Source organism: Spirosoma agri (assembly GCF_010747415.1).
GTDB classification, from domain to species: Bacteria; Bacteroidota; Bacteroidia; order Cytophagales; family Spirosomataceae; genus Spirosoma; species Spirosoma agri.
This window is the reverse complement of sequence record NZ_JAAGNZ010000009.1, coordinates 52,704-79,517: the sequence shown is the minus strand read 5'-3', so window position 1 is coordinate 79,517 and position 26,814 is coordinate 52,704. Positions and strand designations below refer to the sequence as shown.

At 49.6% G+C, this 26,814-nt stretch carries 14 protein-coding genes; 6 read left to right on the top strand and 8 right to left on the bottom strand.

The annotated features are described in order from the left end of the window. On the bottom strand, positions 1 to 3,003 hold a 3,003-nt coding region (locus GK091_RS28445), incomplete at its 3' end, for a SusC/RagA family TonB-linked outer membrane protein (protein ID WP_246202462.1). Between the two features lie 803 nt (positions 3,004 to 3,806). On the opposite strand from GK091_RS28445, the gene GK091_RS28440 reads away from it, so the two are divergent. After that, positions 3,807 to 6,221, top strand: coding sequence for an ABC transporter permease (locus GK091_RS28440; RefSeq protein WP_164044140.1), 2,415 nt, complete (start codon positions 3,807 to 3,809; stop codon positions 6,219 to 6,221). A gap of 587 nt (positions 6,222 to 6,808) precedes the next feature. Here GK091_RS28440 and GK091_RS28435 read toward each other — a convergent pair. Together GK091_RS28435 and GK091_RS28430 are read right to left on the bottom strand one after the other, a co-directional pair. Next, a complete protein-coding gene (locus GK091_RS28435) occupies positions 6,809 to 8,740 on the bottom strand; it encodes an ATP-binding protein (RefSeq protein ID WP_164044139.1) in 1,932 nt (643 codons plus the stop codon). Between the two features lie 529 nt (positions 8,741 to 9,269). Continuing rightward, positions 9,270 to 10,202, bottom strand: coding sequence for a replication initiation protein (locus tag GK091_RS28430; RefSeq protein WP_164044138.1), 933 nt, complete (start codon positions 10,200 to 10,202; stop codon positions 9,270 to 9,272). Positions 10,203 to 11,360: 1,158 nt separating this feature from the next. Here GK091_RS28430 and GK091_RS28425 point away from each other — a divergent pair. From GK091_RS28425 to GK091_RS28405, 5 genes are all read left to right on the top strand, one after another. After that, entirely contained in the window at positions 11,361 to 12,146 is a 786-nt protein-coding gene (locus GK091_RS28425; RefSeq protein ID WP_164044137.1) for a ParA family protein, read from the top strand. A gap of 9 nt (positions 12,147 to 12,155) precedes the next feature. Beyond that, positions 12,156 to 13,343: a hypothetical protein gene (locus tag GK091_RS28420; RefSeq protein WP_164044136.1), complete on the top strand. Its 1,188-nt coding sequence runs from the start codon at positions 12,156 to 12,158 to the stop codon at positions 13,341 to 13,343. A gap of 388 nt (positions 13,344 to 13,731) precedes the next feature. Beyond that, positions 13,732 to 14,121, top strand: a complete 390-nt coding sequence (locus GK091_RS28415) for a hypothetical protein (protein ID WP_164044135.1) — start codon at positions 13,732 to 13,734, stop codon at positions 14,119 to 14,121. Positions 14,122 to 14,389: 268 nt separating this feature from the next. Continuing rightward, positions 14,390 to 18,781: a CusA/CzcA family heavy metal efflux RND transporter gene (locus GK091_RS28410; RefSeq protein WP_164044134.1), complete on the top strand. Its 4,392-nt coding sequence runs from the start codon at positions 14,390 to 14,392 to the stop codon at positions 18,779 to 18,781. 8 nt (positions 18,782 to 18,789) lie between these two features. Then, a complete protein-coding gene (locus tag GK091_RS28405; protein WP_164044133.1) occupies positions 18,790 to 20,034 on the top strand; it encodes an efflux RND transporter periplasmic adaptor subunit in 1,245 nt (414 codons plus the stop codon). A 179-nt stretch (positions 20,035 to 20,213) separates the two neighbouring features. Here GK091_RS28405 and GK091_RS28400 read toward each other — a convergent pair whose 3' ends face one another. The 5 genes from GK091_RS28400 to GK091_RS28380 form a co-directional block, all read right to left on the bottom strand. After that, the gene (locus GK091_RS28400; RefSeq protein WP_164044132.1) at positions 20,214 to 21,413 is read right to left on the bottom strand and encodes an MFS transporter; all 1,200 of its coding nucleotides are present in this window, start codon (positions 21,411 to 21,413) and stop codon (positions 20,214 to 20,216) included. Positions 21,414 to 21,602: 189 nt separating this feature from the next. Continuing rightward, a complete protein-coding gene (locus GK091_RS28395) occupies positions 21,603 to 21,974 on the bottom strand; it encodes a DoxX family protein (RefSeq protein WP_164044131.1) in 372 nt (123 codons plus the stop codon). A 133-nt stretch (positions 21,975 to 22,107) separates the two neighbouring features. Then, positions 22,108 to 22,467, bottom strand: coding sequence for a nuclear transport factor 2 family protein (locus GK091_RS28390; protein WP_164044130.1), 360 nt, complete (start codon positions 22,465 to 22,467; stop codon positions 22,108 to 22,110). A gap of 192 nt (positions 22,468 to 22,659) precedes the next feature. Beyond that, entirely contained in the window at positions 22,660 to 23,829 is a 1,170-nt protein-coding gene (locus GK091_RS28385) for a PepSY-associated TM helix domain-containing protein (RefSeq protein WP_164044129.1), read from the bottom strand. A 110-nt stretch (positions 23,830 to 23,939) separates the two neighbouring features. Further along, complete coding sequence (locus GK091_RS28380) at positions 23,940 to 26,414, bottom strand: TonB-dependent receptor (RefSeq protein WP_164044128.1); 2,475 nt, start codon at positions 26,412 to 26,414, stop codon at positions 23,940 to 23,942. Positions 26,415 to 26,814 lie beyond the last annotated feature (400 nt).

Below are 26,814 nucleotides of genomic sequence, written 5' to 3'. Positions count from 1 at the left end.
TGAACCCCGCCCCTGCCACCATGCCTGATTGATGGCGACCGGACCGGCCCCAAAATCCCGAATCTGTCCCTGAAAGGCCGTGCCAGCCGCAATCGTGTTGCCGTTGACATCCTTCAGCCCACCAGCCGGGGCCACTACCGTGTATCCCTGGTCGGCGTGAACGCCAAAATTGTAAAGCGACCCCCGCGTACCATTGAAAAAATCGTTCCCCGCTACCCGGTCGAACAGCACGTACAGCGATAGTCCTTTGTAACCGAATGTGCTGCCCAGCCCACCCCGCCAGGTGGGATTTGGGTTACCGATGATTTCATTACTGATGCCCGCCTGCGGAAACCCGTTGGCATCCAGTATGTACTTCCCCGACTCATCTTTGCGGAAATCGGTGGAGTAAAAAATACCGAATGGCTGCCCCGGTATCAGCGACGAATTCTGCATGTAGCTATCGGGCAGGGTATAAACGGATGCTCCCGCCAGCGACACCACGTTGTTGCGGTTCATCGAATAATTGGCGGACAGGTTCCAGCGAAAATCCCCACGTGGAATCAGGTCGGCGCTTGCTTCCAGTTCCAGCCCTTTATTTGAGAGTTCGGCCGCGTTGGTGTTCCGGATGGTATAGCCGGTTTCGTTCGGTACGTTCAGCGATAAAATCACGTCGCGGGTGTAGTTGCTGTAGGCGGTCGCGGAGAGGCTGAACCGGTTCTTGAAAAAGCGCAGATCAACGCCAATCTCGGCTTCGGTTTTGCGTTCCGGACGGAGGAAATCGTTGCCCGCTACGCTGCTGCGAATGTAGCCCCCACCATAAAGCGCGCTCGTTCCCGTCAGGCCCCGTGTAAACATATCCGCATACCCGGCTGGACCGAAGGTTGTGAAGTTCAGGTAGGGTTGTGGTTGAATACCAACCTGCCCCCACGTGAGCCGCAGTTTACCGAAACTAAGCCACGAACTGTTCTCAAGCGCACCCAGTTTGCTGAACTGCCAGGCCAGTGCGGCCGAGGGGAAAAAGAAACTAGGGTCCGTTTTAGCGCCAAACGTTGACGCGCTCTCACTACGGCCCGTCAGCGTCAGAAACAATTGATTGTACGCCTGAACCTCCGCCTGGGCGTAGTAAGCATACGTGCGAATGAGCGAATTATAGTTTCCCGCCGTTAGGTTCGAGTTCAGCGCGTTGGTCAGAATGTCGGGGGCCGTTGGTACGATCAGGTTCGTGATGGCATCCGATAGCGTGGCCCGTCGGCGGCTGTTGTAATTGACGCCTACCAGCAATGACCCACTAAAATTGTTACTGAATGTCTTGTTGGCGCTGGCAAACACGTCGGTGTTGAACTGCTTCTCGGTGATCCAGTTTTTCGATAGGTAACCGTTCAGTTGCAGGGCCGAATTACGGGCGAAACGCTCCAGCCGGCTATCCGTAAAATTATCGATCCCCGTGCGACCCGTTATGGTCAGCCACGACACGGGTGTAATGTCCAGTTCCAGATTACCGATCAGCCGGTCGACATCGCTGGTGTTGCGGTTGTTATTGATCGTCCAGATGGGATTGGAATAGATGGTGCTCAGATCCTTACCCAGCGGATTACGGTACGAAACGTGTGCATTGTTGAATACCTGCCCGGTTGGGTTGGTGTATGTGCCGGTATAATAGCCGTTGTCAAAATCGGGCGGGGTCCGCAAGGCACCCAGCATAATCCCATCGACGTTATCACCCTCCTGCGTCCGTGATGAATAGGTTTTGGTATAGCCCACGTTGGCCGACGCCCGAAACCAGTCGGTAAATTGACTCGATACGCTGATGCGAGCCGTATTCCGCTGATAATTGCTGTACGCTTTGATAACTCCCTCCTGATTGAGGTTACCGTAACTGATTAGAAAGTTCGACCGGCTGTTGCCCCCGCTGATGTTGATGCTGTTGTCCGTGAAATGACCCGTCTGGAACGCATCGGTGGTGTGGTCGTAGGTGTCGCGGGCGTTCTTGCCCCCATGCGGACTGGCCGCTGTCCCCGACGCAATGGCGTACCGCTGGCTGCCGTCGGGAAACGTAACGAACCCCTGATAACCTGCCGCCGTGGGATCGGTGATGTAGGTGTCCAAACCACCCGTCCGGTCGGCAATCCGGTCGCCGAAACTGTTCCGCTGCCCCTGTACGTACAGCCCGCCCGTGCCCTGCCCGTAAGTCTGTTGCAGCGCGGGCATCTTGTTCACCCGGTCGAACGAAACCGTCGATTTGAACGTGATGTTTACCTTCCCGTTCGTATCTCGCCCTTTTTTCGTGGTGATCACGACCACACCGTTGGCCGCCCGCGTTCCCCACAACGCTGCCGCCGACGCTCCTTTCAGCACCTCCAGACTTTCGATGTCTTCGGGGTTAATATCGTTGATACGCGACTGTTGAACGATCCCATTACCCGCAGCCGTACCGAGGTTGTCACTGGCGTTGCTGACCGGCATCCCGTCGACGATAAACAGGGGCTGAATATTGCCATTGATGGTGTTTTGCCCCCGGATCTGGATGTAAGCACCCGCGCCAGGGTCGCCACCGTTGCGAGTAATAAGTACCCCGGCGGCTTTACCACTCAGGCCCGTCAACAGGCTCGTTTCGCCCGTTTTAGCAATGGCCTTACCCTCCACCGTGGTGATAGACGAGGCAAACTTGTCGCGTTCAGCTTTCGTACCAATGGCCGTAATGATAACTTCGCTGAGTTGCCGGGTATCGGTTTGCAGTTGCACGTTGATTGTTGTTCGCCCACCGATAGGCTCCTCAATGGTTTGAATGCCTACCGCTGAGAACAGCAGCGCTGTAGCCGACGCGGGAACCGTCAGGCGGTACGCTCCGTTTGCGTCTGTTACGGTACCTGTGGTTGATCCTTTCACGATGACCGTTGCCCCGGCAAAACCGCCGTTTGCGTCCGCCATACCTACGATGCCGGTAATGTCACGACCCTGCGCCCATAGCATCGAATGGGTTGTCAACAGCATTAGTAAATTCAGTAGTAGTGTTTTCTTCATAGATTGATTTTAATCGGATAGCGTCCTGTTTTCACCCGGCTAGTCAAACATGTCCGCTGTTGACTTCCAGCAAACTGAGCAACTCGTCACTCAGTAGGGTTCAGCCTGTGTCAGTAGGGCAACTTAGTCTTGATAGGCAACTCGATTGGTCGGGTGTTTTCAGACAAGCCTTAACACGTTTCTTTGTCCCGAGCAGTCGGCCCGTTCGTTTGTTGGGTTCTGCCGGGTTGTAGGTTGGCTTATTCTAGACGGCTGAAAAGTCACGTGTGTTTATGTTGAATCGTCCGTTTGAGAATGATCATGGCGTGTTTGGGTGAAAACGGACTTACTCAGGCTGACCATCAGCCTGCGCGTATTTGTTTATCCACTTGTGTATTGATATTGTTTGCCAGCGGAGTTCGTTGATGCTTATGATAGGCAGGGGAGGTCAGGATGATAACCAAAGACAAGGGAGTAGAACACCTTCAGGCTTGTCCTAAGACTCCAGTTCACATTTCCAGCACACAGACTGCTCCGATAGATTATCATTTGCCCTCGGTTGGTACGCTCACCCATTCCGATCGTAATTCGAGACCTGCTGCTCAACCGTTAGCCAATCCTTCCCAATGATTGATATTGTCGCGGGTGTAACGGGTAAATAAAGGACAGACCGCTGCTTTCAAATTCGGACATTCAGCTGTCCGATTCCGTACAGCACTGTAAGGTAAAATGCGTCTTACCTGCTCAGCGTGCATGGTAATGATTCTGGTATAATAGTTGAGCTTCGCAGTTAGCAGTCAGTTCGTTATCTAAAGCCTACCCGTATGATCCGCAATCACTTTAAAATAGCCTGGCGCAATTTGCTGCATCAGAAGCTCTATAGCCTGATTACGATTGGCAGCTTAACTATTGCGATCACCGCCGTGCTGCTGATCATGATGTGGATACAAAATGAGCTACGGTTCGATGCGTACCAGCCCAACGCTGATCGCACGTTTCTGGTTACCAATCAGGAGCAGACCGACATTACGCAGAGTACTCTTTGGGAACACAGCCCTTATCCGCTGGCCGCTACCATGACCCGGCAATTTCCTGAGGTTGAACTGGTTGCCCAGATGGCCCGATCTCAACCCAACGAGGTCAATTTGCAGGTCAGTGACCGAATCTTTACCCAGGACTATGTTGCCTACGTTGATGACAATTGGTTCAAGCTTTTCCAATACGAAGTCCTGGAAGGAACGTTAGCGATGTTCTCCGCTCATCCGCATAGTCTAATCTTGACTGAATCGAAAGCTAAAACTCTTTTCGGGCTCACTCAGGTGGCGGGACATCGTGTGCGCATTGATTCGACTGATTACCTTGTAAAAGCCGTTATCAAAGACAACCCCGTCAACTCCAGCTTTCAGTTTGAAGTTATCCTTCCTCTGGTCTCCACACTCAATACTCAACTGAAACGGGACGAAGCCAATAACTGGCTGTACCCGACTCATCGCACCTTTGTCCGGTTGCAACCTCACACGAATGTGGCGCTTACCGCCCGGAAAATTACCCAATTGTATGAGGCTCATCGCGACAAAAAAAATTTAACGGCTGGTCTTTTACCAGTGCAGGAACTGCATTTTCAGAATGGATTTAAAGTCTCTGCTTTTGCCCACGGTGATCGTACCACCGTAACGATTTTCATACTTCTGGCTACCCTGCTGCTACTTACTGCCTGTATCAACTACGTGAATTTGTCGGTGGCCCGAACTAGTGTACGCTCGAAGGAAATTGGTGTCCGGAAAATAGTCGGTGCCAGTCGCGTACAGCTATTCTGGCAGATCATCGCCGAATGTATCCTGACGAGTGGCCTTGCTTTGGGACTAGCTCAGGTGTTGGTGTCGGCCAGTTTGCCCGCCTTCAACCAATTTGTAGACCGTACCTTTTCATTCAATCCCATGGAATGGCATACGGCTGGTCTTTTGCTGGGCTGCTGGGTAGCTATGCTGCTCCTGATCAGTGTTTATCCTGCTCTGCTGCTGTCTTCGATCAATCCGCTCCACCTTTTTCGAGGTAGCGTCTTTTTTCGGGTAAAATCGTCTTCATTCCGGCAGGTTCTGACGACCAGCCAATTTGGATTGGCTGTAGTGATGATTCTGGGCACCATTGGTATATACCGGCAGCTCTGGTTCATGCAAACCCAGCATAAGGGCTATGATCGCCGTCAGTTGTTTACTGTACAGGTACCGAGGGAACAGGTGACTATTTCCAGTTTTGACGAATCGAAGGCTTACCACCAACGGCTCGAATCGCGTTTGCAGCTCCTGAAACAAGATCTTCAGGCTCAATCCCCTATCAAGGAGGTGGTCCGAATGAATATGACATCGGTGGTGGATAACGGCTATACAACCTCGGGCGGTATCGACTGGGACGGTCGTCCGGCGAATTTTCAGCCCGCGTACATTTCTTACGCAGCCGATGAAGATCTCAATAAGGTAATGCCGTTTGACTTTAGTGAAGGCCGCTGGTTCGATCCTCAGCTGCGTTCGGATCAGGACAACGTCGTCCTTAACGAAACTGCCGTAAAGCAGTTCGGCCTGACTTCACCCGTGGTCGGCAAACGGTTCAATCAGGGAAAAATCATTGGGGTGGTGAGGGATTTCTATCACCAGAATCTGCACGAAAAGATAGCGCCGGTGATTATTCGAACCAATTTGCCGAATCAGGCTTCTTTTTTAATTGAAACCCGTTCGGGTCAGGTTTCAGAAGCTCTGGAAACGACATTGGCCAGCTTTCGGAAACAGTTCCCCCACGAGTCGCTGATTTACACGTTTACGGATCAGGAATTTGATAAACTCTACCGGGACGATCAGAAAGCCCTGAAATTTACCTTATGGTTTTGCGGTTTGAGCATTTTGATCGCGTGCATGGGTTTGCTGGCGATGATGACTTTTGCCATCGAACAGCGCCAGAAAGAAATTGGGGTACGCAAAGTGCTGGGAGCATCTGTCCGGAGTATTGTAATGCTTTTGTCGAATGATTTCCTGAGGCAGATGGCCATTGCGATTGTCCTCGCGTCGCCAATCGCCATGTATTGTCTGAACCGATGGTTAGAACGTTTCGCCTATAGAATTACGCCGGAGTGGTGGATGGTCGTGTTAGCGGGTTTGCTGGCAACCAGTGTCGCGTTGCTAACGATCTCGGTTCAATCGGTGAAAGCCGCAACGACTAATCCTGTCAAGACGTTGCGCCGGGAATGAAGGGAGCGTCGTATGATCTTGTTGTTCCAATTTAGTTTCGTAAACGTTTGATTCCGTCTTCCAACCCAACATATGGCGGATGTTGAATAGTTTTTTACAATGTTAGAAACTGTCCAAATTTCTGTTTTGAGGTCATTTTGTCATCCTGACGACAGGAAGGATCTTCGGATAGTACAAGAAATTAGCCTTACTTGAAGATCCTTCTTGTCGTCAGGATGACAAAAAATCAATCTCGTCGTTCTGCGTAAAATTTAGATAGTCTCTTATAATTGAAAGGTAATTCGCTCTAAAAAAACGGGGTGCCAAATCTGAGAACTAAACTATTCAGTTTGGTTGAGTCTACTTTACTACGAAAGTAAACCAATGAGACATGAGATGTTGTAAAAACTGTCTGTACCGCTAGTCTATGGTGTACAGTAACAGATAATCAACGGAGTGTAAGTGTACTGCAATGAGCCGAGCAACAGAGTTTAAGAAAATTAGTCTATTCTAATCTTTGTGTAAAGTGCATTATTCCCGTATTTGTGTCCTATCAAATTTAAGTGACTCGGTGTCAGAACATTCAAGTCAGTCGACCAGTATAAACATTAGGCGAGGGTTAACGTAGTCTCTTCCTGCGGCTTCATGAAATAGAGCCTTACAGTAGTTCCCTGTCCAGCTAAGCTGCTGATAACCAGCTTTCCATTATTAAGCTTGATAAACTCACGGGTTAATAACAACCCCAGTCCAGTCCCTTTATCTGCTGTAGGCATAGCATTCGAGGGCTTGCATTCGTCCATCCCAATACCAGTATCCTTGATACTAAGCACAGACTCAATGCTCCCCGACTCATAACTAATCTGAATTTCCCCACCAACTGGTGTGAATTTAAACGCGTTGTGAAGAATGTTCCGTATCATAATCTGGGCTTGAACGACATCGACTTTAGCTCGAAGCACTTCTTCGTCCCTCAACACGGTTAACTTCTTCTGGCGAATAATACCCTCAAAAAGTACCAGCACTTGCTCAACCAGTTCTGACAGATCGACTGTTTCAGGCCGCGTCACCAGTAAATCCTGTTGGAAGGCAGACCATTGCAGTAAATTGTCCAGTGTTGAATAGATAGCATTTACATTTCGACTAAGCCGCATCAACTGTTCGGAAAAGTGCGTGGATTCTAGCGTAGGGTGGCTTAGTTGATTAGTCGAGGCTCGTAGATGTAAAACGGGGGTACGTAAATCGTGACTGATGACCGAGAACAGTTTATCCTTCACCGCATTGACTTCTCGAAGATGCTGGGTCTCCTTACGGGCATTTTTAGTGGCCCATCTCCTGTCCAGGGCCAGCACCAGCAATGTTAGCAAGAGTGCCCCGTAAAGCAGTTGTCGTTGGCGACTGTGAGTCATCTCCCGTTGATGAATGGCGGCATCTTTCTGGAGAATGGCAACGTGCTGGGTTTGTTTCTGAAGCTCAACCCTCGCTTCCAGGTTGGCGATAGCTTTGTGGGTGTTGATACGTTGGAGGCTATCATTGATCAATTTTAGCTCCTGAAAAGCAGTTAGGGCTTCCTGAAAATGACCGCGCCTTTTCTGAATGCTTACCATAACCTTCAGACCCTCCATAACCATATGGGGATTGCGTTTTCGCGCGTGGCTAATTACTTGTTGACAATGATGATGGGCTTCATCTAAGCGGTTCTGTCGTTCCCTGAGTTGAGCTAACAGCAATGATCCCAGATCGAAAAAAGGAAGGCCCAACCGCTTGCATTCCTTGAACGATTCAGCCAACGTTCGTTCTGCTTCCTGTAGTCGACCTTGGTGGAACAGATTATTGGCTACTGCCCAAATTGCGATTACATAACTTCCAGCGGGTTTGTCATCTTTTTGGGAAGATTGCTGAGCGTCCAACCGTGCTCTTTGCTGGTAAGGAAGCGCTTTGGCGTATTCTCCTTTTTTTTCGTACCTGTCGGCTAAATAAGAATAAGTTAAATAACACTCACCAGGATCATTATACGTTCGGGCAATCCGCAGAATTGCCTGTAAGTCGCTGGAGGCTCTGGCTGTATCCCCACTATCTAAATGAATTTTGTGTAAGAACGAGTAGATGGTCGAGAGCGCACGGTAATTTTTTGTCTTTTCGGCGTAGACCAGATTTTTATTCAGTTGCTCAATCTGCTTCACGGCTTCAGCCCGCTCTCCATAAACCAAGCTTAAGTAGTTCATTGCCTTTAGTGCTTCGAGACTGTTTCCACTTTGCTGGAGTGCTGGAATTGCCTTGTTAAAAGCCTGATACGCTTTAGGATAGTTAGAAAGGTTATGGTAGTAGCGACCATACTGATAATACAAACGTCCCCAATACAAGGGTTTATTGATTCGTTGGGCGCTTTCAGTTGCTGATTCGAGCCAGGGAAGAGCCAAACCGGCCTGGTTCATGGCACAAAGACGATCATTAAGTTTACTTATCAGGTTGATTTGAGTGGTGTCCAGCGTAGAACGGCCAAGTTGATTAACCAAAGCCGTTAAGATGGAATCGTTGGGCAAGGGGGCACGAGGTAGTGTAGGCTGAGCAAAGCCGGAACAGGCCAGTAGCAAGCTGCAGACCAACGTCAACGTAAACGATTTCATTGAAAATTAAACTCCAAAACGAGAAGGTTATTCAGCACTTCTTCTTCGATTTGATTTTGTAATAAATGATTTAGTCTATAAAGTTACTAATGAAAAGTTGAAACCCTCTTTACAGAATCTTCTTTTACTGTATTTTAACAAGTTCGCCCTAACAAAAAATGGACGCATGCCACTAGAATTCCTTTCTACCGATTGTCGAGTTTAACCCCTTTCATCAGTCTCCCAAGAAGCAATAGTAACTGGTAATCAGGCATTAACAGGCCATATTTTCGACAATTAACTCACAGATCAAGCGCGAATAAAATGAAGTTTCTCAACACAATCGGACAGGGTATGAGGCAATTTAAATTGTACTTAAGCGCTTACGACTGAATCCGTTTGCTAACTGGTTTAGTTTAGTCAATAGCCACAAATACCTATCAACCAGTTGGAAGAGACGGTCTTTCTACAAAACCCCAAACACCTTTGCCGTGTAGCCGCCAATGTTAGAAATCTTCTTATTCGCGTTTTGAAGCTGAATTTCATAAAGCTTCTTATTAATAACCATAGGGTCAAAACGAGCCAGAATAAACTCAATCTGATCAGTCCGAAGCTTAAATTGGGTTAGTAATCGCTCATGGAGTTCTGATACAGTTAGTGGCGCTTCAACCACCACCGTTTCTTTCGTCTTGATCAGCCATTTTAAGTGGGCAATTCGCTTACCTTCCCGCTGGGTGAAGTACTCAACGTGCAGATCTGATTCGTGATTAATTTCTTTAACAGCCGGGATCAGGACACGCTTATTGAAATCACGCCAGTCTTCATACTGCTCAATTTCTGTTACCGGATCATAAAGTCGCAGTCTTGTCTTGAGTTCAAGTATAGAAATTTTCATCAGACCCGCTTTCTTCCAAGAAGAAAGCATCTCGTAAATGCGCTTAGAGTATTTGCCCGGCAAATTCATAGCCGGTTCTTTACCAAACGTAGTAAACAGGCCATTCTCAAGGTTGAACAGGAAAGGACGAAGATCAGAGTCAATCTTAAACGTCATTGTTCCTTTGCCGTAATCGTATAGTACCGAAGAAAACGGAGCAACCTGTAATAATTTTCCGTTCACAGGAATGTTCATAATCTTCTGCATCATCCCCTCCGTTGCCAACTGCAAACTTTTATAAGGGTTAACCGTCTCAGTAACAGTCATAATGTCCTTAACACGAATGATGTACCGCTTATCATCCGGATCATCTTTCTTGATTTGAGATTGCACCATATACAGAATGTTTTTCTGGAGCGCACTCATATCATAGTAAGCATTCGTTAGCGCATTTGCCTGAAACAATATCTCCGTTTTAGGGTCCAATTTCAACAGAGTCAGCTGATTACTGGGGTTTCGTTTCATCGAGAACGGGGCCTAGTTATCCACAAATATACAAATTTGTGGTCATGTCCACACTTGACTAGTTTTTTGTCCACATTTAGAATTACCTCACTAGTTTTTTGTCCACATTAGCGGTCGATTGTGGATAAGTTTTGTCCACACTTGACTAGTTTTTTGTCCACATTTGACTAGTTTTTTGTCCACATTTGGCTTAATTTTTCCTATATAACTGACTGATTATCAGAAATTTACGCAAGAGACTAAAATATCAAAATAACAAATAATATATGATTCACAAATATTTTGAAAAAAAAGGCTTCTAAAGTAAAAAAGAAAGAAGGAACTTTGAAGTTGGACAAAACGAAGAAAAAAATAGAAAAATCAGTCACGTTACTATTGATTTAAGCCGCTCACTAGTTTTTTGTCCACATTTGGAAGATAAATGTCTGAAAGTCAGTATTTTATACATTAAGAAAATCGTACTTTTCCGCAAACCGAATTTTTATATTCTCAAAAGAAATTTACTGGTTAACCGGTTAACTTTAGCTCTTATTAACTCTTGATACGGTGTAATTATGTTTCATACGTGGACACTCACTAGTTTTTTGTCCACATCAACAGGAATAAGACGTTGATAGACAAGAAAATAGATATTCCTGTATCGAAAACGACTGTTAATATACCTGACTCAAATCATTAGAGTTATTCGTCAAGATTCTATCTCCCTATTGAGAGCTATCAGCAATGTAAGTACCACTGTCAACAACATGGTCTGTGACAATTGCTGGATCATAAGACGAGATATTGCCTAACCTATCACTGGGATAGCTATCCGAAAAAAAGTGGGTACGTCCGCAGCATGAGAAACTGGCCTACCGAGTCGGTGACCAGCTCTTTCGTCAAAGTAAACACCACGTTTGCCCAGCAACAGACACCGATTTCAGTGGTCGACGTAAATCGTCACCATGTGGGCAGTCAATGACAATGTCGCAAATTTGCGACATCAACCTATGATTTAAAACGGTTGTGCAGACACGACTCTCGCGGATTTCGCTATGGTGAATGTCGCAAATTTGCGACATTCACCATAGCGAAACGAGGAGTACTATAGCTTAATTCACGAGCTTAAAATCACGTCAGCCTTTTTATTTGACCATTTATTCGCCGTTCTTTACGACCATGTCTAAGCCAATTGTCATTGCCATTTTCAACAATAAGGGAGGTACGGGAAAAACTACAATTACGTTCAATCTAGCGGCTGGTCTTGCTAATCGTGGTTATTCCGTACTGATGGCTGACCTTGACCCGCAAGCTAATCTTACACTTGCCGTTGGTATTCCTGCGCAACACAGGCATGTAGGGCAACTGCTCACGGGTGATGCGACCTGGGAAGAGGTGGTTGAGGTGAGTCAGAAAAAAGATAGTCAGTTCAGCGTTTTACCATCCAGTCTTGACTTGATTCGCTCTGAGGCCATCCTGAGCACCGATGCCGAGTTTTTTGCGTTACGAAACCTGCTGGAAGAAGAGTACGAAAAGGATCCCAATAAGTTCTATGATTTTGTACTCATCGACTGTCCACCGAGCCTGGGGATCATGACGCGTAATGCTTTATGCGCAGCCCACTATTACATAGTGCCGTTACAGGGTGAGAATTTTGCTTTTCACGGCTTGGCACAGATTATTAAACAAGCGGGTCGGATAAAAAAGGACTTTAACCAAAGTCTGGAATTGGCAGGAATCTTAAAAAACAGGTTTGGGGAACGAACAAAATACGGTGCTGAAATTCAAAAGGCACTGGAAGAGAGTAAACTTCCTGTCTTCAATACATCGATTCGTCAAAGCATTAGCTTAATGGAGAGCGCGGCTGATCACAAATCCATTTTCGAGTACGACTCAACAAGCAACGGAGCCAAAGATTTTGAGCAGTTGATTGACGAACTTTTACCTCGTGTCACCGCCAAATAGCAAGCTGATATGGCTAAGAAAAAAATTGACTTTTCGAAACAGGTAGGGGGGGTTCTGAGCAAGGCACTGTCCATAGAAACAGATATCCTAAATCCAGAAGAGACGCTAAGCGGTATAAGATTTGGGAAGGGATCAGTCGATGGGTTGTCTCCACTGTCAGAATCAGAAGCGGCTAAGCTGGCTAAGCTGGAAGTGGTAATTGAACGGGGCCTGACAACGTTTCTGGAAGTAGGAAATGCTTTGTTGGAAATCCAGCAGGAAAAACTGTATCGGGCAACTCACCTGACGATTGAGCAGTACATGAATGACCGGTTCAGTTTAAAACGTAAACGGGGGTACCAGTTAATAGAAGCGGCTAGAGTAATTAATCAGATTGCGGAAGAACTGGAAACTGCCGAACCGGAAATTCAACTGCCGGATGGGGTAGATGTAGAACAATACGAAGCCGTACCGACGGGTAAGGTTCGACGGTCTAAATCGACTGGCTCCACAAGGTCACAACCGCAAGACGTTGACTATGTCGATGAGTACCACGCAAGTAGCGGGGAGCAACTAAAGACGGACGGTACAGACACTGGCCCTTTTGCTCAATCTATCGGGAAAGTTCAACGACCTCAAAATACGGTTCGATCTACCCGTAAAACTATCCCTCTACCATCAACAGAATCCCATGCAGCCACGCTAAGCCAATTCCCGGATGAAAAGCGTGCTGATATCTGGAAGGAAGCCGTAAAAACGAGTGAACAGGCGGGGGCACCGATAACAGCCAAATCCATAAGGGGTGCAGCTGAAAAAGCAGGTGTTCTACCTAGTAAAAAAAGTTCTGTTAACCAAAAAGCAGTTGAAGAAACGACAAACCCGGTAAGTGACTTTTCAGAGAATACCCGTAAAAGCGTAAATTCTTCCGGACTTGGTTCTCCAGGAACCACTCTTGACGTTGACGGCCAAGAAGCGGCCGAGAAAAATGCCGAAACTGGGACAACTCATTCGGATCAACTGCCTGCCGTAGCACTAAAAGAGAAAATGCTGCTGGCCATGCCAGGCGAAATCGTGGTTACCATACGTGGGTCGTTTTTGATACGACAAAATTTAGTTGAAGCTTGGCAAACTAGTAGGGGCAATGACAATCCCATCCACGATCAGTACAAAGAGGAATTAACGATTCAGGAGTTTTACGAACTAATGAACTTGAAATGATTCATCCTGTCGCGGCAGGTTTCCTCATTTCTGTCAATTTTAGCATTCCGACTCACCAATACACTCCCTGCCCACGGTATTTGCCTGTTTAATTGCGCCAGGTTAAACGAACTGCCAGTGATGCAAGTATAGACTCATTAAGCTACCAGAACGTGTCTCAGAGAGTAAATAATCGGCAAGACACTGATTGCCGCGAGAAAGTCAGGTTAGAAGGGGAGTTAAGCCATACGTATCTAAACCGCCAAGGTTATCCTGAAGCATTTTTAAATAAACAGCTTGTCAAGTAACGAATCTGCATATCAACCAATCAGTTTAGTCTATTTCCAAATTAAGCGCTAGTGAAACTTTCATCCGGTAGCCGTGTTAGACCAGCAATAGTCACGGTGGTATGAGATCGTTTGTTGCGGTAGTGCTGGCATGCTGGATGTTAGGCGGGAGTTTGTTCCCCGGCTTTGGCATTGATCAGTCAGCCCATTGGGGCGATCTGCTATTGCATTTTCAGCAACACCGGCAGGCTGATCCTGCTCTTAGCTTCACTGACTTTCTCAAAATGCATTACGGGGCTGATTCCGAACATCAGAAACACCCCAACCACTCTCACCAGAATTTACCGTCCAGTAGTCATTCCGTGCCGGCCTACACGCCGAATGCTATCCGGTTGATGACTGTTGACCAGTCCCCATTTCTGTTGTTAACGAGAGCCGGTTATTTCCGCAAGGCCGATTTATACGCCTTCCTGACAGTTTTTGCCCTGATTAATCCTCCCCGAACGTACTAATTCTGCGCCCCTGGCCGAAGTGGGTCCATACGAATTATATGGTTGTATGGAACGCTACCCACACTGCCTCATTTCTACCTCTAAGCTTATCAAATTGACCTAGCTCCACGCTGGTTCTGGTACGTTGCTATTGTGATCAATTTGATCGGATAATCCATCTAGGCGATGTATGCTCGCCACTAACGCTGATCCATGAGCGATTTACGCTATGAGTTCGCCATAACAATTCAGATCAGACCTGCACCTGCTTCCTTCAGACTCGACAAATATGCTTAATGCAATTATCCTTTTTTCCGTTCGAAACAAACTCCTCATCGGCCTGTTCACGCTTGCGCTGGTCGGTTGGGGGATATGGTCGGCGACCCAGTTGCCCATTGATGCTGTACCCGATATTACCAACAACCAGGTACAGGTTATCACCAGCAGCCCGTCGCTGGCGGCTGAAGACATAGAACGGCTGGTCACATTTCCGATCGAAGTAAGCCTCTCCAACATTCCGGGTATCACTGAATTACGGTCGTTCTCGCGCTTTGGCCTGTCGATCGTAACCGTCGTCTTCACCGATGCTACCGATGTGTACTGGGCGCGTCAGCAAATTGCCGAGCGATTACAGAACGTAGTGGGCCAAATTCCGCCCGGAGTGGGTACACCCGTTATGGCACCCGTCACGACGGGGCTGGGCGAAATTTTTCAGTACACGGTTGTTCCCAAAAAAGGCTACGAAAGCAACTACTCCCTCACGGATCTTCGGACCATTCAGGACTGGACAATCCGGCGCGGATTGCTGGGTACGCCCGGCGTGGCCGATGTGAGTGGTTTTGGGGGGCTTCTGAAGCAGTACGAAATTGCGGTCGATCCCGACAGGCTCCGTAGCGTAGGCATTACCATCACGGATATATTCACTGCGCTCCAGCAGAACAATCAAAATACGGGGGGGGCGTATATCGACAAAAAACCCAATGCCTTTTTCATTCGCTCCGATGGATTGATCCGGTCGACCAGTGATATCGCTGATATTGTTATTCGTCTGAATACCAAAGGACTTCCCATTCGAGTCCGCGATGTCGCTCAGGTAACGATCGGATCGGCGGTACGCTACGGTGCCGTAACGCGTAACGGGGAAGGCGAAACCGTAGGGGCAGTGGTGATGATGATCAAAGGCGATAATTCCTCCGCCGTTATCAAGCGGGTAAAGACCAAAATTGCCGAGATCCAGAAAAGCCTTCCCGCCGGTGTGCAGATCATCCCGTTTCTGGACCGCACAAAGATGGTCGATAGCGCCATCGGAACCGTAGAGCGCAACCTGCTGGAAGGAGCCACTATTGTCATTTTCGTGCTGGTGCTGTTGCTGGGGAACTTCCGGGCGGGCTTCGTCGTAGCGTCCGTCATTCCACTGGCCCTGTTGTTTGCCATTTCGATGATGAATCTGTTTGGCGTGTCGGGTAATCTGATGAGTCTGGGGGCCATCGACTTCGGCCTGATCGTGGATGGCGCGGTCATTATTGTCGAGGCAACGCTGCACCACATAACCCTGCGTAACAAAGACAAAACCCTCACGCAGGACGAAATGGATGATGAAGTTGTTCTGTCCGCAGGTCGTATTCGCTCGTCGGCCGCTTTCGGGGAGATTATCATTCTGATCGTTTACCTGCCTATTCTGGCCCTGTCAGGTATCGAGGGCAAGATGTTCCGACCAATGGCCCTAACCGTGGCGTTTGCCATCCTGGGTGCATTTATCCTGTCGCTGACCTATGTGCCGATGATTTCAGCCCTGATGCTGAACAAGACCATCAAGCATAAAGAGACATTTTCGGATAAGATCATGAAGCGAATTCAGCGGGTTTATGAACCAATACTCTTACGATCCCTGAATCACCAATGGCTTATTCTGGGAAGTGCCGTAGCCCTTCTGGGAGTAGCGGTTTTTCTGTTCACCCGCATGGGTGGTGAGTTTATTCCGCAGCTCGATGAAGGTGATTTTGCGGTCGATACGCGAACGCTGACGGGCAGCTCGCTTTCCGAAACAGTGGACGCTACCTTGAAAGCACAGCGAATTTTGCTAAGGCAATTTCCTGAAGTGGAACAGGTAGTCGGTAAAGTCGGCTCCGGCGAGATACCCACCGATCCGATGCCGATTGAAGCGTCGGATTTAATGGTCATTCTGAAACCCAAAGACCAGTGGACCTCAGCCAGCACTCGCGATGAACTGGCCGGAAAAATGGCAAAAGCATTATCCGTGGTTCCGGGTGTAACGTTCGGGTTTCAGCAGCCCGTTCAGATGCGCTTCAATGAACTGATGACCGGGGCCCGGCAGGACGTAGCGCTGAAAATTTACGGGGATGATCTAACGCAATTGACTCGACTGGCCGATGATGTGGGGGCCTTGGTTCGCACCATCGACGGGGCCAAAGACTTGTACATTGAGCAGGTTGGCGGTTTATCGCAGATACTGATCAAGCTCGACCGGGCTCAGATCGCCAAGTTTGGCCTGAACGTAGCGGATGTTAACCGGGTGATCAATACGGCCTTCGCCGGCCAGTCGGCGGGGCTGGTGTTTGAAGGCGAAAAGCGCTTTGATCTGGTTGTTCGTCTGGCGGCAGATAAGCGGCAAAGCATCGAAGACATTCGTACTATCTACGTAGCGACGCCTGATAATCAGCAGATTCCACTGAGCCAGATTGCGCAGGTCAGCATCGAGCAGGCACCTAACCAAATTCAGCGCGACGATACGCACCGCCGGATTACGCTGGGATTCAATATCAGGGGCCGTGACGTAGAGAGCATCGTTGCCGAGCTACAGCAAAAGGTTGGTCAACGAATCAAATTTCCGCCGGGGTACTCGATTACCTACGGCGGTCAGTTTCAAAATCTGGTGGATGCTAAAAAGCGGCTGACCGTTGCCGTGCCGATTGCGCTGGGTCTGATTTTTGTGCTCCTGTTTTTTACGTTCGGCTCGGTTCGACAGAGTTTACTGATCTTCATGGCGATTCCAATGGCAGCCATCGGGGGGGTGTTTGCGCTACTGATTCGGGGGATGCCGTTCAGTATCTCGGCGGGTGTTGGGTTCATTGCGCTCTTTGGGGTGGCCGTGCTCAACGGCATTGTCCTGATCGCTGAGTTTAATCGACTTCGTCACGAAGAAGGGCTGACGGATCTGACTGAGATTATTCGGCAGGGGGCTGAAGTTCGTCTGCGTCCGGTCATCATGACGGCCTTAGTAGCCTCGTTCGGTTTTATTCCCATGGCTATTTCCAACTCTGCCGGTGCTGAAGTTCAGAAGCCGCTGGCCACTGTTGTGATCGGGGGATTACTAACCGCTACACTGCTGACCCTGATCGTTCTGCCTATTCTGTACTCGCTCTCGGAGCGAAAAGCGGTAGCGAACGAAGCGCAGCAGGCCAGGAATTCAGGGTCGAAAACAGTCGTGGCAGCGATTGTCGGTCTGCTGATGCTGTCAACACCGGGCCGGGCGCAGCACATTGCCGTGCAAACCCTTACGCTGGATCAGGCGTTGCAACAGGCAGGCAGTCGAAATGCACAGCTTCAGCTCGCGGGTTTGGGCGTCAATCAGCAACAAGCCCTTCGCCGAACCGCTTACGAGGCTGGCCGACTTTCGGTGCTGGCCATGCTGGGCCAGTACAACAGCCGCCGTTTCGATAACAACCTGACGGTTACCCAGACCATACCAAACCCTGCGTTGATGCGCCGACTGGCCGAGTTGAATGACCAGACGGTTCGTTTGCGGGAGTCGGGTGTAACCGTTACCCGGAATGAGGTAAGCTATCAGGTGAAGTCCGCCTTTTACGAGTTAAACTATTTATACCAGAAAAACCGGCTGTTTCAGCAGCAGGATACGCTTTTGACGGAGTTTGTGAAAGCCGCGACCCTTCGGGTAACTACGGGCGAAACCAGTAGTCTGGAAAAAGCGACAGCCGAAAGCCAGCTAGCTGACCAGCGTGTACGGCTGGCGCAAAACGAAGCGAACCTGATCGCCAGCCGTACCCAGCTACAAACACTGCTCTACAACAGGGATCCGGTAGCCGTATCATCCCAACCCCTGCCTAAACTCGTGCTGACGGCCTTACAGGATAGCGTGGCCCTGGCAACTAATCCGCTGTTACGTCAGCTAGGTCAACAAATTCAGGTCGCTCAACAAAACCGTCGGGTAGAACAGGCGCGGCTCAAACCCGATTTTATGGTGGGCCTGTTCAGTCAGACGCTGACCGGCAACCAGCTAATCAACGGGCAGGAGTTATATTTCGGTCCCGGATATCGGTTCAATGGTGGGCAGATCGGCGTAACCCTGCCGCTGCTGGGTCAGGCGCAGAAATCGCGGATCAAGGCGGCCCGTATCGGTGAGCAAATTGCACAAACGGACCTGGACAATCAGCGGTTTGCACTCGGTCAGCAGCTACAGCAGGCATTCCAACAATATGACCAGTATCGGAACACACTCACCTACTACGAAGCGAATGCAGTGCCGCAGGCGGAATTGATCCAGACCAACGCCCGCCGGGCCTTTCGTGGTGGCGACATTGGGTACGTCGAATTCTCGCTTGCGCTTGGGCAGGCGCTCACCATCCGTTCCAACTACCTTGACCTGCTCAATCAGTACAATCAATCGATCCTTTACATCAACTACCTGTTGGGCCATCCCTAACCACATTCATGAACATCAAATTACACAAACGAATTCTCAGTCGCTACGGACGCCAACTGATCGGCCTGCTCCTGGCCTTACCACTGCTTTCGGGCTGTGGGTCAGGCAGTGCTACGACTGATACTAATGGTAGTAGTGAGCAGGCGGGTAAGCCGGATTCTGTCAGCGCACAGAAAGACGCGGCCACGGCCGGGCCAATCCGGGTTTCACTAACGCAGGCGCAGTACAACGTAGCGGCCATAACAGTCGGTCAGCCGACGCTCCGCACGCTGAGCACCACGCTGAAAGTGAACGGGACCATTGATGTGCCGGCCCAGAACAAAGTGTCGGTTTCGGTGCCGTTCGGTGGTTACATCCGGCAAATCAATCTGGAGCCCGGTATGCGGGTTCGTAAGGGGCAAGCCCTGGTGGTGCTGGAGAACCCTGATTATATTCAGCTTCAGCAGGATTATCTGGACACCAAAGCCAAACTGGATTACGCTGATCTGGATTACGCCCGCCAGCAGGAATTGAGCCGGGACAATGTCAGCGCGCTGAAAATCTTTCAACAGGTCCGTTCGAACCGCCAGAGCTTACAGGCACAACTGGCTGGCATGGCACAGCGACTAGCCATTTTACGCATCAATCCGGCCAAGCTCAGCGCCGATAAACTGACGCGTATGGTCACGATCCCCTCACCCGTATCGGGATTTATCACGAACGTACCCGTCAACAATGGCCGGTTCGTTAACCCGGCTGATGTGCTGGTCGAGATTACCAACGTCGATCACCTGCACGTTCAGCTCAGCATTTTCGAGAAAGACATCAGTCGAATTCGTACCGGGCAGATCGTTCGGTTTGGGATGGGGGGGGATGCCTCGCTGGCTCATCGGGGTGAGATTTTCCTGATCGGTAAATCCATTGCGGCTGACCGTACCATTTCGGTGCTGGCCCATCCCGATGGGTATGCCGCCGACTTTATTCCGGGGGGCTACGTATCAGCTCAGATCGATGTGAAAACCCAACCCGTGTCAGCTCTGCCCGAATCGGCAGTGGTCAGTTATGAGGGAAAAGCCCTAGTCTATGTGCTTGAAAAAAAAGAGGCCAATCCTGCTGTATATCAGTTTCGACAGATCGAGATTAAGACCGGCGTTCGGGAAAACGGCTACGTGGCCGTCACGTTGCCAGCGGCAGTGAATCCCGAATTGACGCCAATTGTGCTGAACGGGGCTTACAGTCTACTCGCCAAATTGAACAACAGCGAAGAAGAATAGGCGGCAACCAGAGAACCAAAACGTGAGCAACGCTGGCCGGGGCGTTAACACCGGTGCGTTTTTCCAAAACACTACGGTGTTGCCAAGTTAGATCGAAGCTAAAAATTGATCGGTCTTTTGACTGGGCCAACCTCCAGGTTGGCCCAGCCCAATCAGCTGTTCTTTAGGTTGGCAGCGTATTAGTTTGCTTTTCCGTTCACCTGATAGCTCAGTGCTACGACGACCAACAGCAACGCAATGAATCCCAGCGCAATAGACAGCGAGAAACGGTAGGCAATGAAACCGAGCAATGCCGGGCCTGCTAACAAACCCGTATAGCCGATGGTCGTGATTGCGGGTATACTCACGGTGGGGGAAATACCAGGCAATCGACCAGCTGCGCTGAAAAAGATGGGCACAATGTTGGCCGCTCCTAAACCCAGCAGCACGAAGCCCGCTAACGTTCCCAATACCCAGGGACTTAAAACAGCGATGGCCAGACCCAAAGCACCCACCAGACTGCCCCCTACGACGACCGTTTTGCCGGTCAACCGCGTTACGAGTTTGTCCCCCACCAACCGCATGGTCGCCATGGCAACCGAAAAGGCCGCATAGCCTGCTCCGGCAAGCTCAGCGTCAATCCCTTTGCTGTCCCGTAGAAAGATAGCACTCCAGTCAAGAATGGCCCCTTCGGCTAAAAAAACAGCAAAACACATCGATCCCAGAAACAAGACGCTGCCGTGTAACCAGGCGTACGGTTGTCTGCCTGTCGCTGGCTTTTCCTCTGCCGTCACGAATTGAGCCATAACCTGTTGCTCGACAGCAACGGAGAATAACTGCCTGTACTGGGTCACGGTAATGACGATCATCAACAGGGCAATACTACCAATGGCATAGACAGGGTTAAGTCCCAGCTTGATGAGAAAACCCAGCCCCAGCGAACCGAACAGACCTCCCACGCTAAAGAGACCATGTAACGAAGACATGATGGGTTTTCCGTACAGATTTTGCACCTGAAGGCCGTGGGCATTCATGGCTACGTCGATCGCACCAATGGCTGACCCGAATACGAAGAGCGTTATGGCCATCGCCGTTGTTGAGGACAGGAGCAGCAACAGCGGCAGAGTAAGGGCCATAACCAGCGCAGCACAAGCCATGACGAGTCGACTTCCCAGACGGCTCACCAGCCATCCTGAGGTCGGCATCATCAGCATGGCTCCCGCTCCCAGCAGGAGCAGGAGCAAGCCTAAGTTGGCGTCATTCAATGCTAACCGATCTTTAGCCAGTGGAACCATGGGTGCCCAGCTGGCCATGCCCAGGCCACAAACGAAGAAAACCAGCTGAGTCGCTGAACGAGCCCTTAAAACGGTTGGGGTTGATGTCACTAAGCCTGCATTCATGGGGTAGACAGGTGGATTTTAGTGAGCTGTAGGTGAGCCATAACCTAATGTTGACCATGACTATACCTCCCGATTCATTCCACACAAGCTGTGAAAATGGATTCGGAGGTACAGTCATGGTCATTCCGTTTATGTTAATTCCCCCACCATCAGCCCAGGTTCGGGTGAAGGCAATTCAACGGGATACGGTTAGATTACCCGGGAAGAAACCGGCCAACGCAACCACAGCAAAACGGCCAGTAGAACTAGACTAACAAGAGCGGGAATCCCGCCCGCAAGCCCACCCGGAATTTTAGTGATGTGCATGAAAACCGCACCGATCATGATGATAAGCAGACCCATTGCTGCCAGGCGGGTCAGGCGGGGCACCAGCAGGCCAATGCCACCCAGTAATTCAGCCCCGCCCACCACATAAGCCAACACGCTGGGTAGACCCAGGTTACCAAACATAGCCGTTGTCGCCGACAGGTCACGCAGTTTGTTGAAGCCAGCGAAAATAAAAAACAAACCCAGTAGCACTTGTAGAATCCAGGCAATCGTATTCCGAAGAGAAGGCGACATAATTCAGGCGATTAGGTAGTACCATTTATTTGTTCGAAAGATACTGAACCAGAACGATTCAAGCGTAGAGATACTCGTCATTTCTATGCTGAATACGATGCTCAACAACACAGCAAATCGGATACCATCCCGATTAGTACTTGGTTTCAGAATTGATGACGAAAGCCTTTAGTTCTACAAGCTTACCTTCCCGAAAACGCCAAACGTCGCAATACGCATACTGAGCCACTTGCCCGTTCTGGTCCTTCGTGATCAACGAGCCAAGGACCGTCAGCCACTCACCCTCCGCAATCAAGTGAGCGACCCTATTCGTAGGCGGCTCCATATACTTGGCTGCCATCCATTGCCGAACGGCTTCTTTGCCCCTTAGGGTCTGTTCGCCCACAAACGTCCATTCGGTGTCTTCGGAGCACAAGGACAAGAAGCCTTCATTGTTACCCGCAGCGATTGCCGCGTTGCCCTCTTCTAAAATCGATTTGTTCGTAGCTTCCATGGCGTTGGGTTTACAAGATGCACCGCAACGGTAAAACGAAGTAGGCACGCGACGACCTGTACATTACCCTGAACGCGTCACCTCGCCCCCGAACTGAACTCTAAATTGTTCTGGTGATCTGGTGTATATAGTTTATAATCAAGATAGTAGGGGTAATCTTTGTTAGGTTAACGTGCTGTACGAGATCAACGGTTACGATACGTTTTGAGCCGTGATTCGTGGGCTGGACACGCGTTTCATGGACGATACGGATTTCCTGCTTTTCTTACGTTTGCCCCACCAGATCAAAAAACCGGTAATGGGCAAACTGGCCGCTGTAAGCGCGACAAATAGCGCAATAAGCTTGGTTGGCCACCCAAACAGACTACCCGTATGGATTGGAAACACCACTCGACGCGCTTTGAACCCTCTTGTTTCATCGGCGTAAAGTCGCTTCTTCACCAGCTCGCCCGTTCTGGCATCGAAGTACAGAAAGTCGACAATGTTGCTGATGGATGCTTCGTCGTTCTTTTTCGATAGCGTTATCGACAAACTATCCTTTTCGGGTACGGTCAACGTGACAGCTCCTGTATAGGGCAATAGTTGATTGCTGGCTGCATAGATTTTTTCGTACAGGGTCGTGCTTTTCGGCGCAGCCAACGTAGGATTGGCCGGCGCTTCCCGCTTTGACTGCGGCTTTCCGTCAAACGCGTAAAACAAGAGGTTGTTGACCCATTTGTAACTCCAGATCAAGCCTGTCGATGCGATTAAAAACACGAACGGAAGTACGTAAAAGCCGAAAACAGCGTGCAGATCCCAGTTCAGCCGTTTGAACGAAGCACCCCATTTTACGGTAAACCGTTGCCGGCTGTTTTTTCGGTTCGGCCACCACAGAACCAGGCCACTCAGCATGATAATCAGAAACATACTGCATGAGATTCCCGTAATAAGTTTTCCCGTATCACCCAGGCAAAGGTAGCGGTGCAGGCGCAGGACAACCGAATAAAAAGCAGCCAGCTCCTGACGCGAATCAACGACCTGTCCCGTATAGGGATTGAGCGCCACCGAGAGAACATCTTTTGCTTTTTTACTCTGCTGAAGTTCGATAATAACCGTGCGGTCAGCGTGCGGCTCGATCTCGATTCGACTGATTTTTTTGCCGGGAAACTGCGTCGTCGCGGTTGCAACCAGTTGGTCGAGTGGAAGTCGTTTGGCCTGAGCGGGTACGTCCACCCGGTGAAACTGAGGATAGATAATCGGCTCCAGTTCTTCTTCGAAAACAAGCAGTGAACCCGTCAGCGCTACGATGAAAACTACAAGGCCAGAGCTTAGCCCCAGCCACAAATGCAGGGTTGATATAATCGTTTTTCCGAGTGATGCCATAACGCTGGTTTATAAATATAAGTTGTTGTCTATCAAATTTTTACGAACAGAACGGGTAGCGTCTAAGCCAGTTTGTTGACGAAAGCGCTACCCGTTCTGCGTACGACACGTTAGAACGTATACGAAACCGTTGTCATGAAATTACGCGGTGCACCAGGGAAAAGACGCAGGTAATCGTAGCCACCCACCCAGTACGTTTTGTTGGCCAGATTATTTAGGTTGACTTGACATTGAAACTTGTCAATCCGGTAGTACAGGGCGGCATTGAGGAGCGCGTACGCTGGAATCGTTTGCGTGTTGTTCAGCGACAGATTTCGCTCGGTCACAAAGTTGCCTCCCAGTCCCAGGCCCAAACCATTCAGGCCCTGACTGACAAACGTATATTTCGTCCAGAAGCTACCCTGGTTTTTGGGCGCGTTGGGCTTTTGAAGATTCACCAGCGACTGGTCGGCTGCTCTTGTTCCCGCATCGGTAATCTTGGCGTCGTTGTAGCTGTAGGTAACAATCAGATTCCAGTTTGGCCGGATGTTGCCCGTTACGTCTACTTCAACGCCTTTTGCCCGTTCCTGACCTATTTGCAGCAACAGATTGGGGTTGTTGGCTGCATTGGCGGAGTACAGCGTGTTCGTTTGGGTGATGTCGTACACCGACGCATTCGCCGTCAGTCGACCATCCAGCCAGTCGGTTTTCAGGCCAAATTCGGTCAGCGAGCTTCTGATCGGGTCAAACGGTCCGCCAGTAGTTGGATCACTTTGCACCGCAGCGTCCTGGGGATTATAGCCCTTGGTGTATGTGCCATACAGGTTAATGTTTTTCGTTACGCTGTATACCGCGCCAATTCGGGGCAATACCGCATGCTGCGTCACATTACTTTCAGCGGTCGTCGTGTACCCTTTCTTATCGACATACGTGTCATACCGCAGGCCAAGCAGCACCTGAAAACGATTCAGCTTAAGCTGTTCCTGAACGTAAAGTCCGTGCAGGGAATAGAAGACGGGTGTGGTGGCGGCATTGGCCGTTACGTTATACGTGTATTTGGTGACGTCTTCCAGTTGGTTATTCTGAAGCGTCAGATCATAGTGAGAAACGTTGGGTTTCGGAATGCTACGCGTAACGCCGTTACTGGTGTAATTATAAAACTGATACAGGTCCGGGCGTCTGGCATTGTAGGCCGCGGCTCCGCCCGCCTTCAACAGATATCCGTTTGCCGTTTGCTGCCCCGATCCTTTGGGGGTGCTCGACTGAATGTAATCGTAACCCACAACCAGCTTATGTTCAGCTCGACCCGTGTTGACCGTGTGGTTCAGAAACAGGGACACATTGTCCATAAACGATTTGGTTTGCCGAACGAACACCTGACGGGCTACCAGATTTGGAACGGCAACACCAGCCGAGTCGATTCCGTTGACGTTGCTACTCCGATGTTCCAGCAAATCTTCCGAGTAGCCCGTCCGCAGGTAGGCCATGTTGACCGATGTGCTTTGACTGAATTGATGATTGAGCGACGTAGTGATCAGGTACGTTTCTTCATTCAAATGGTCATTAACCGCGTTCAGTGACGTAGCGATCGAGCTGGAATACAGGTCGTTTCCAACAACCGACTGCCCCCGGTCAAGGCGGCTGTTCGACTTGTTATAGACGAGATCGAAGTTGATGCGGGTTTTATCGGTGGGCAGAAATGATACGGATGGAGCAATAATGATGTTTTTATCGAATTGCAGATTTCGGAACCCCTGTGCATTCACGTAGCCAAGATTTAGCCGATACAACAGTGTTTTGCTCTCGTTCATCGGACCGGTGAAATCAGCCAACACCCGCATGGTGTTAAAGCTGCCCGTGGTGAACATCAGCGATTTCTGCGTTGTGGTCAGCGGCTTTTTCGTTACCCGATTGATCGTTCCGCCCGGCGAGGTATTCCCGTAAAGCGCCGATGCCGCCCCCTTGATGACTTCTACCCGTTCCAGATAGTTGACGGGCGGTTGTTTCCAGAAACCGGAAAACGTGCGTAACCCATTGAACAACTGAGTTGTACTTCCGCCATTCATGCGAAAGCCACGGATGGTCAGGTCGTCGTAAAAGGTGAACTGGTTCACCCCACTCATGTTCTTGACAGCATCGCCCATCGTAAACGCACCCTGGTCGCGTAACACTTCTTTGGTCACGTAGCTGATCGCCTGAGGTACGTCCTTGAGCAGTGTCGCCGTTTTGCTGGCAATAAACGACACGTCATTTTTATACGTTTTTTCCTGCCGTCCCGTGATTTCCACTGCCTGTAACTGATGGGTATTTTCCTGAAGGATCAGGTTGAGAGTCAGAACCTCAGCTGCTGCCAGCGTCACTCGTCGGTCGATCGTAACGAAGCCAACGCCGGATGCAACAAGCTGGTGCTTGCCGGCTGTTACGCCTGACAGGGTAAACTCGCCCGAGGATGATGTCACGGTACCTTTATCGGTGCCTTTTAAGACAATATTGATCAAGTCAGCTGGTTCACCATCTTCGGTGGTTACCCGCCCTCGGATGACCCCGTTTTGGGCTAAAGCAAACAAACTGACTAGTTGAAGTAGACAGATAAAAATTAATTTCATGGGTAGCGATTAGTGAGGTTGTAATCAAAATCGCTACAAAACTATAGCTATTTGTATTTAGTACAAATAAAGATTGATGTTGTAGTTGGTTCTATGCTGGTAGGCATTGGGACAAACTGGCTGGCAAATGCAACGGGCCATGCTGTTTCTGTAAGTTGAAATGTTTCAGTGAACCGGGATAAAACAGGTCCGCAAATGGCCGTTATTCGTTAGCTCGAGACAGCTAGAGAGGTTCTGGATTCGTCGACACGGCGTAAAATCGGTGTCCAACGGTTAGTGGGGTATTGTTCGCTTACCCAACGCTACTGATGCCAGCAGGACCAGCTCACGGATCGCAGCGATAGAGGGATCGAACTACGGCACGAATCGGAGTTTTATCGGCAGAAATCAACGTCATTGT

Coding starts and splice junctions, on each gene's coding strand:
- GK091_RS28440 (WP_164044140.1), top strand. CDS start 3,807: ATGATCCGCAATCACTTTAAAATAGCCTGGCGCAATTTGCTGCATCAG.
- GK091_RS28430 (WP_164044138.1), bottom strand. CDS start 10,202: ATGAAACGAAACCCCAGTAATCAGCTGACTCTGTTGAAATTGGACCCT.
- GK091_RS28425 (WP_164044137.1), top strand. CDS start 11,361: ATGTCTAAGCCAATTGTCATTGCCATTTTCAACAATAAGGGAGGTACG.
- GK091_RS28420 (WP_164044136.1), top strand. CDS start 12,156: ATGGCTAAGAAAAAAATTGACTTTTCGAAACAGGTAGGGGGGGTTCTG.
- GK091_RS28415 (WP_164044135.1), top strand. CDS start 13,732: ATGAGATCGTTTGTTGCGGTAGTGCTGGCATGCTGGATGTTAGGCGGG.
- GK091_RS28410 (WP_164044134.1), top strand. CDS start 14,390: ATGCTTAATGCAATTATCCTTTTTTCCGTTCGAAACAAACTCCTCATC.
- GK091_RS28405 (WP_164044133.1), top strand. CDS start 18,790: ATGAACATCAAATTACACAAACGAATTCTCAGTCGCTACGGACGCCAA.
- GK091_RS28400 (WP_164044132.1), bottom strand. CDS start 21,413: ATGAATGCAGGCTTAGTGACATCAACCCCAACCGTTTTAAGGGCTCGT.
- GK091_RS28395 (WP_164044131.1), bottom strand. CDS start 21,974: ATGTCGCCTTCTCTTCGGAATACGATTGCCTGGATTCTACAAGTGCTA.
- GK091_RS28390 (WP_164044130.1), bottom strand. CDS start 22,467: ATGGAAGCTACGAACAAATCGATTTTAGAAGAGGGCAACGCGGCAATC.
- GK091_RS28385 (WP_164044129.1), bottom strand. CDS start 23,829: ATGGCATCACTCGGAAAAACGATTATATCAACCCTGCATTTGTGGCTG.
- GK091_RS28380 (WP_164044128.1), bottom strand. CDS start 26,414: ATGAAATTAATTTTTATCTGTCTACTTCAACTAGTCAGTTTGTTTGCT.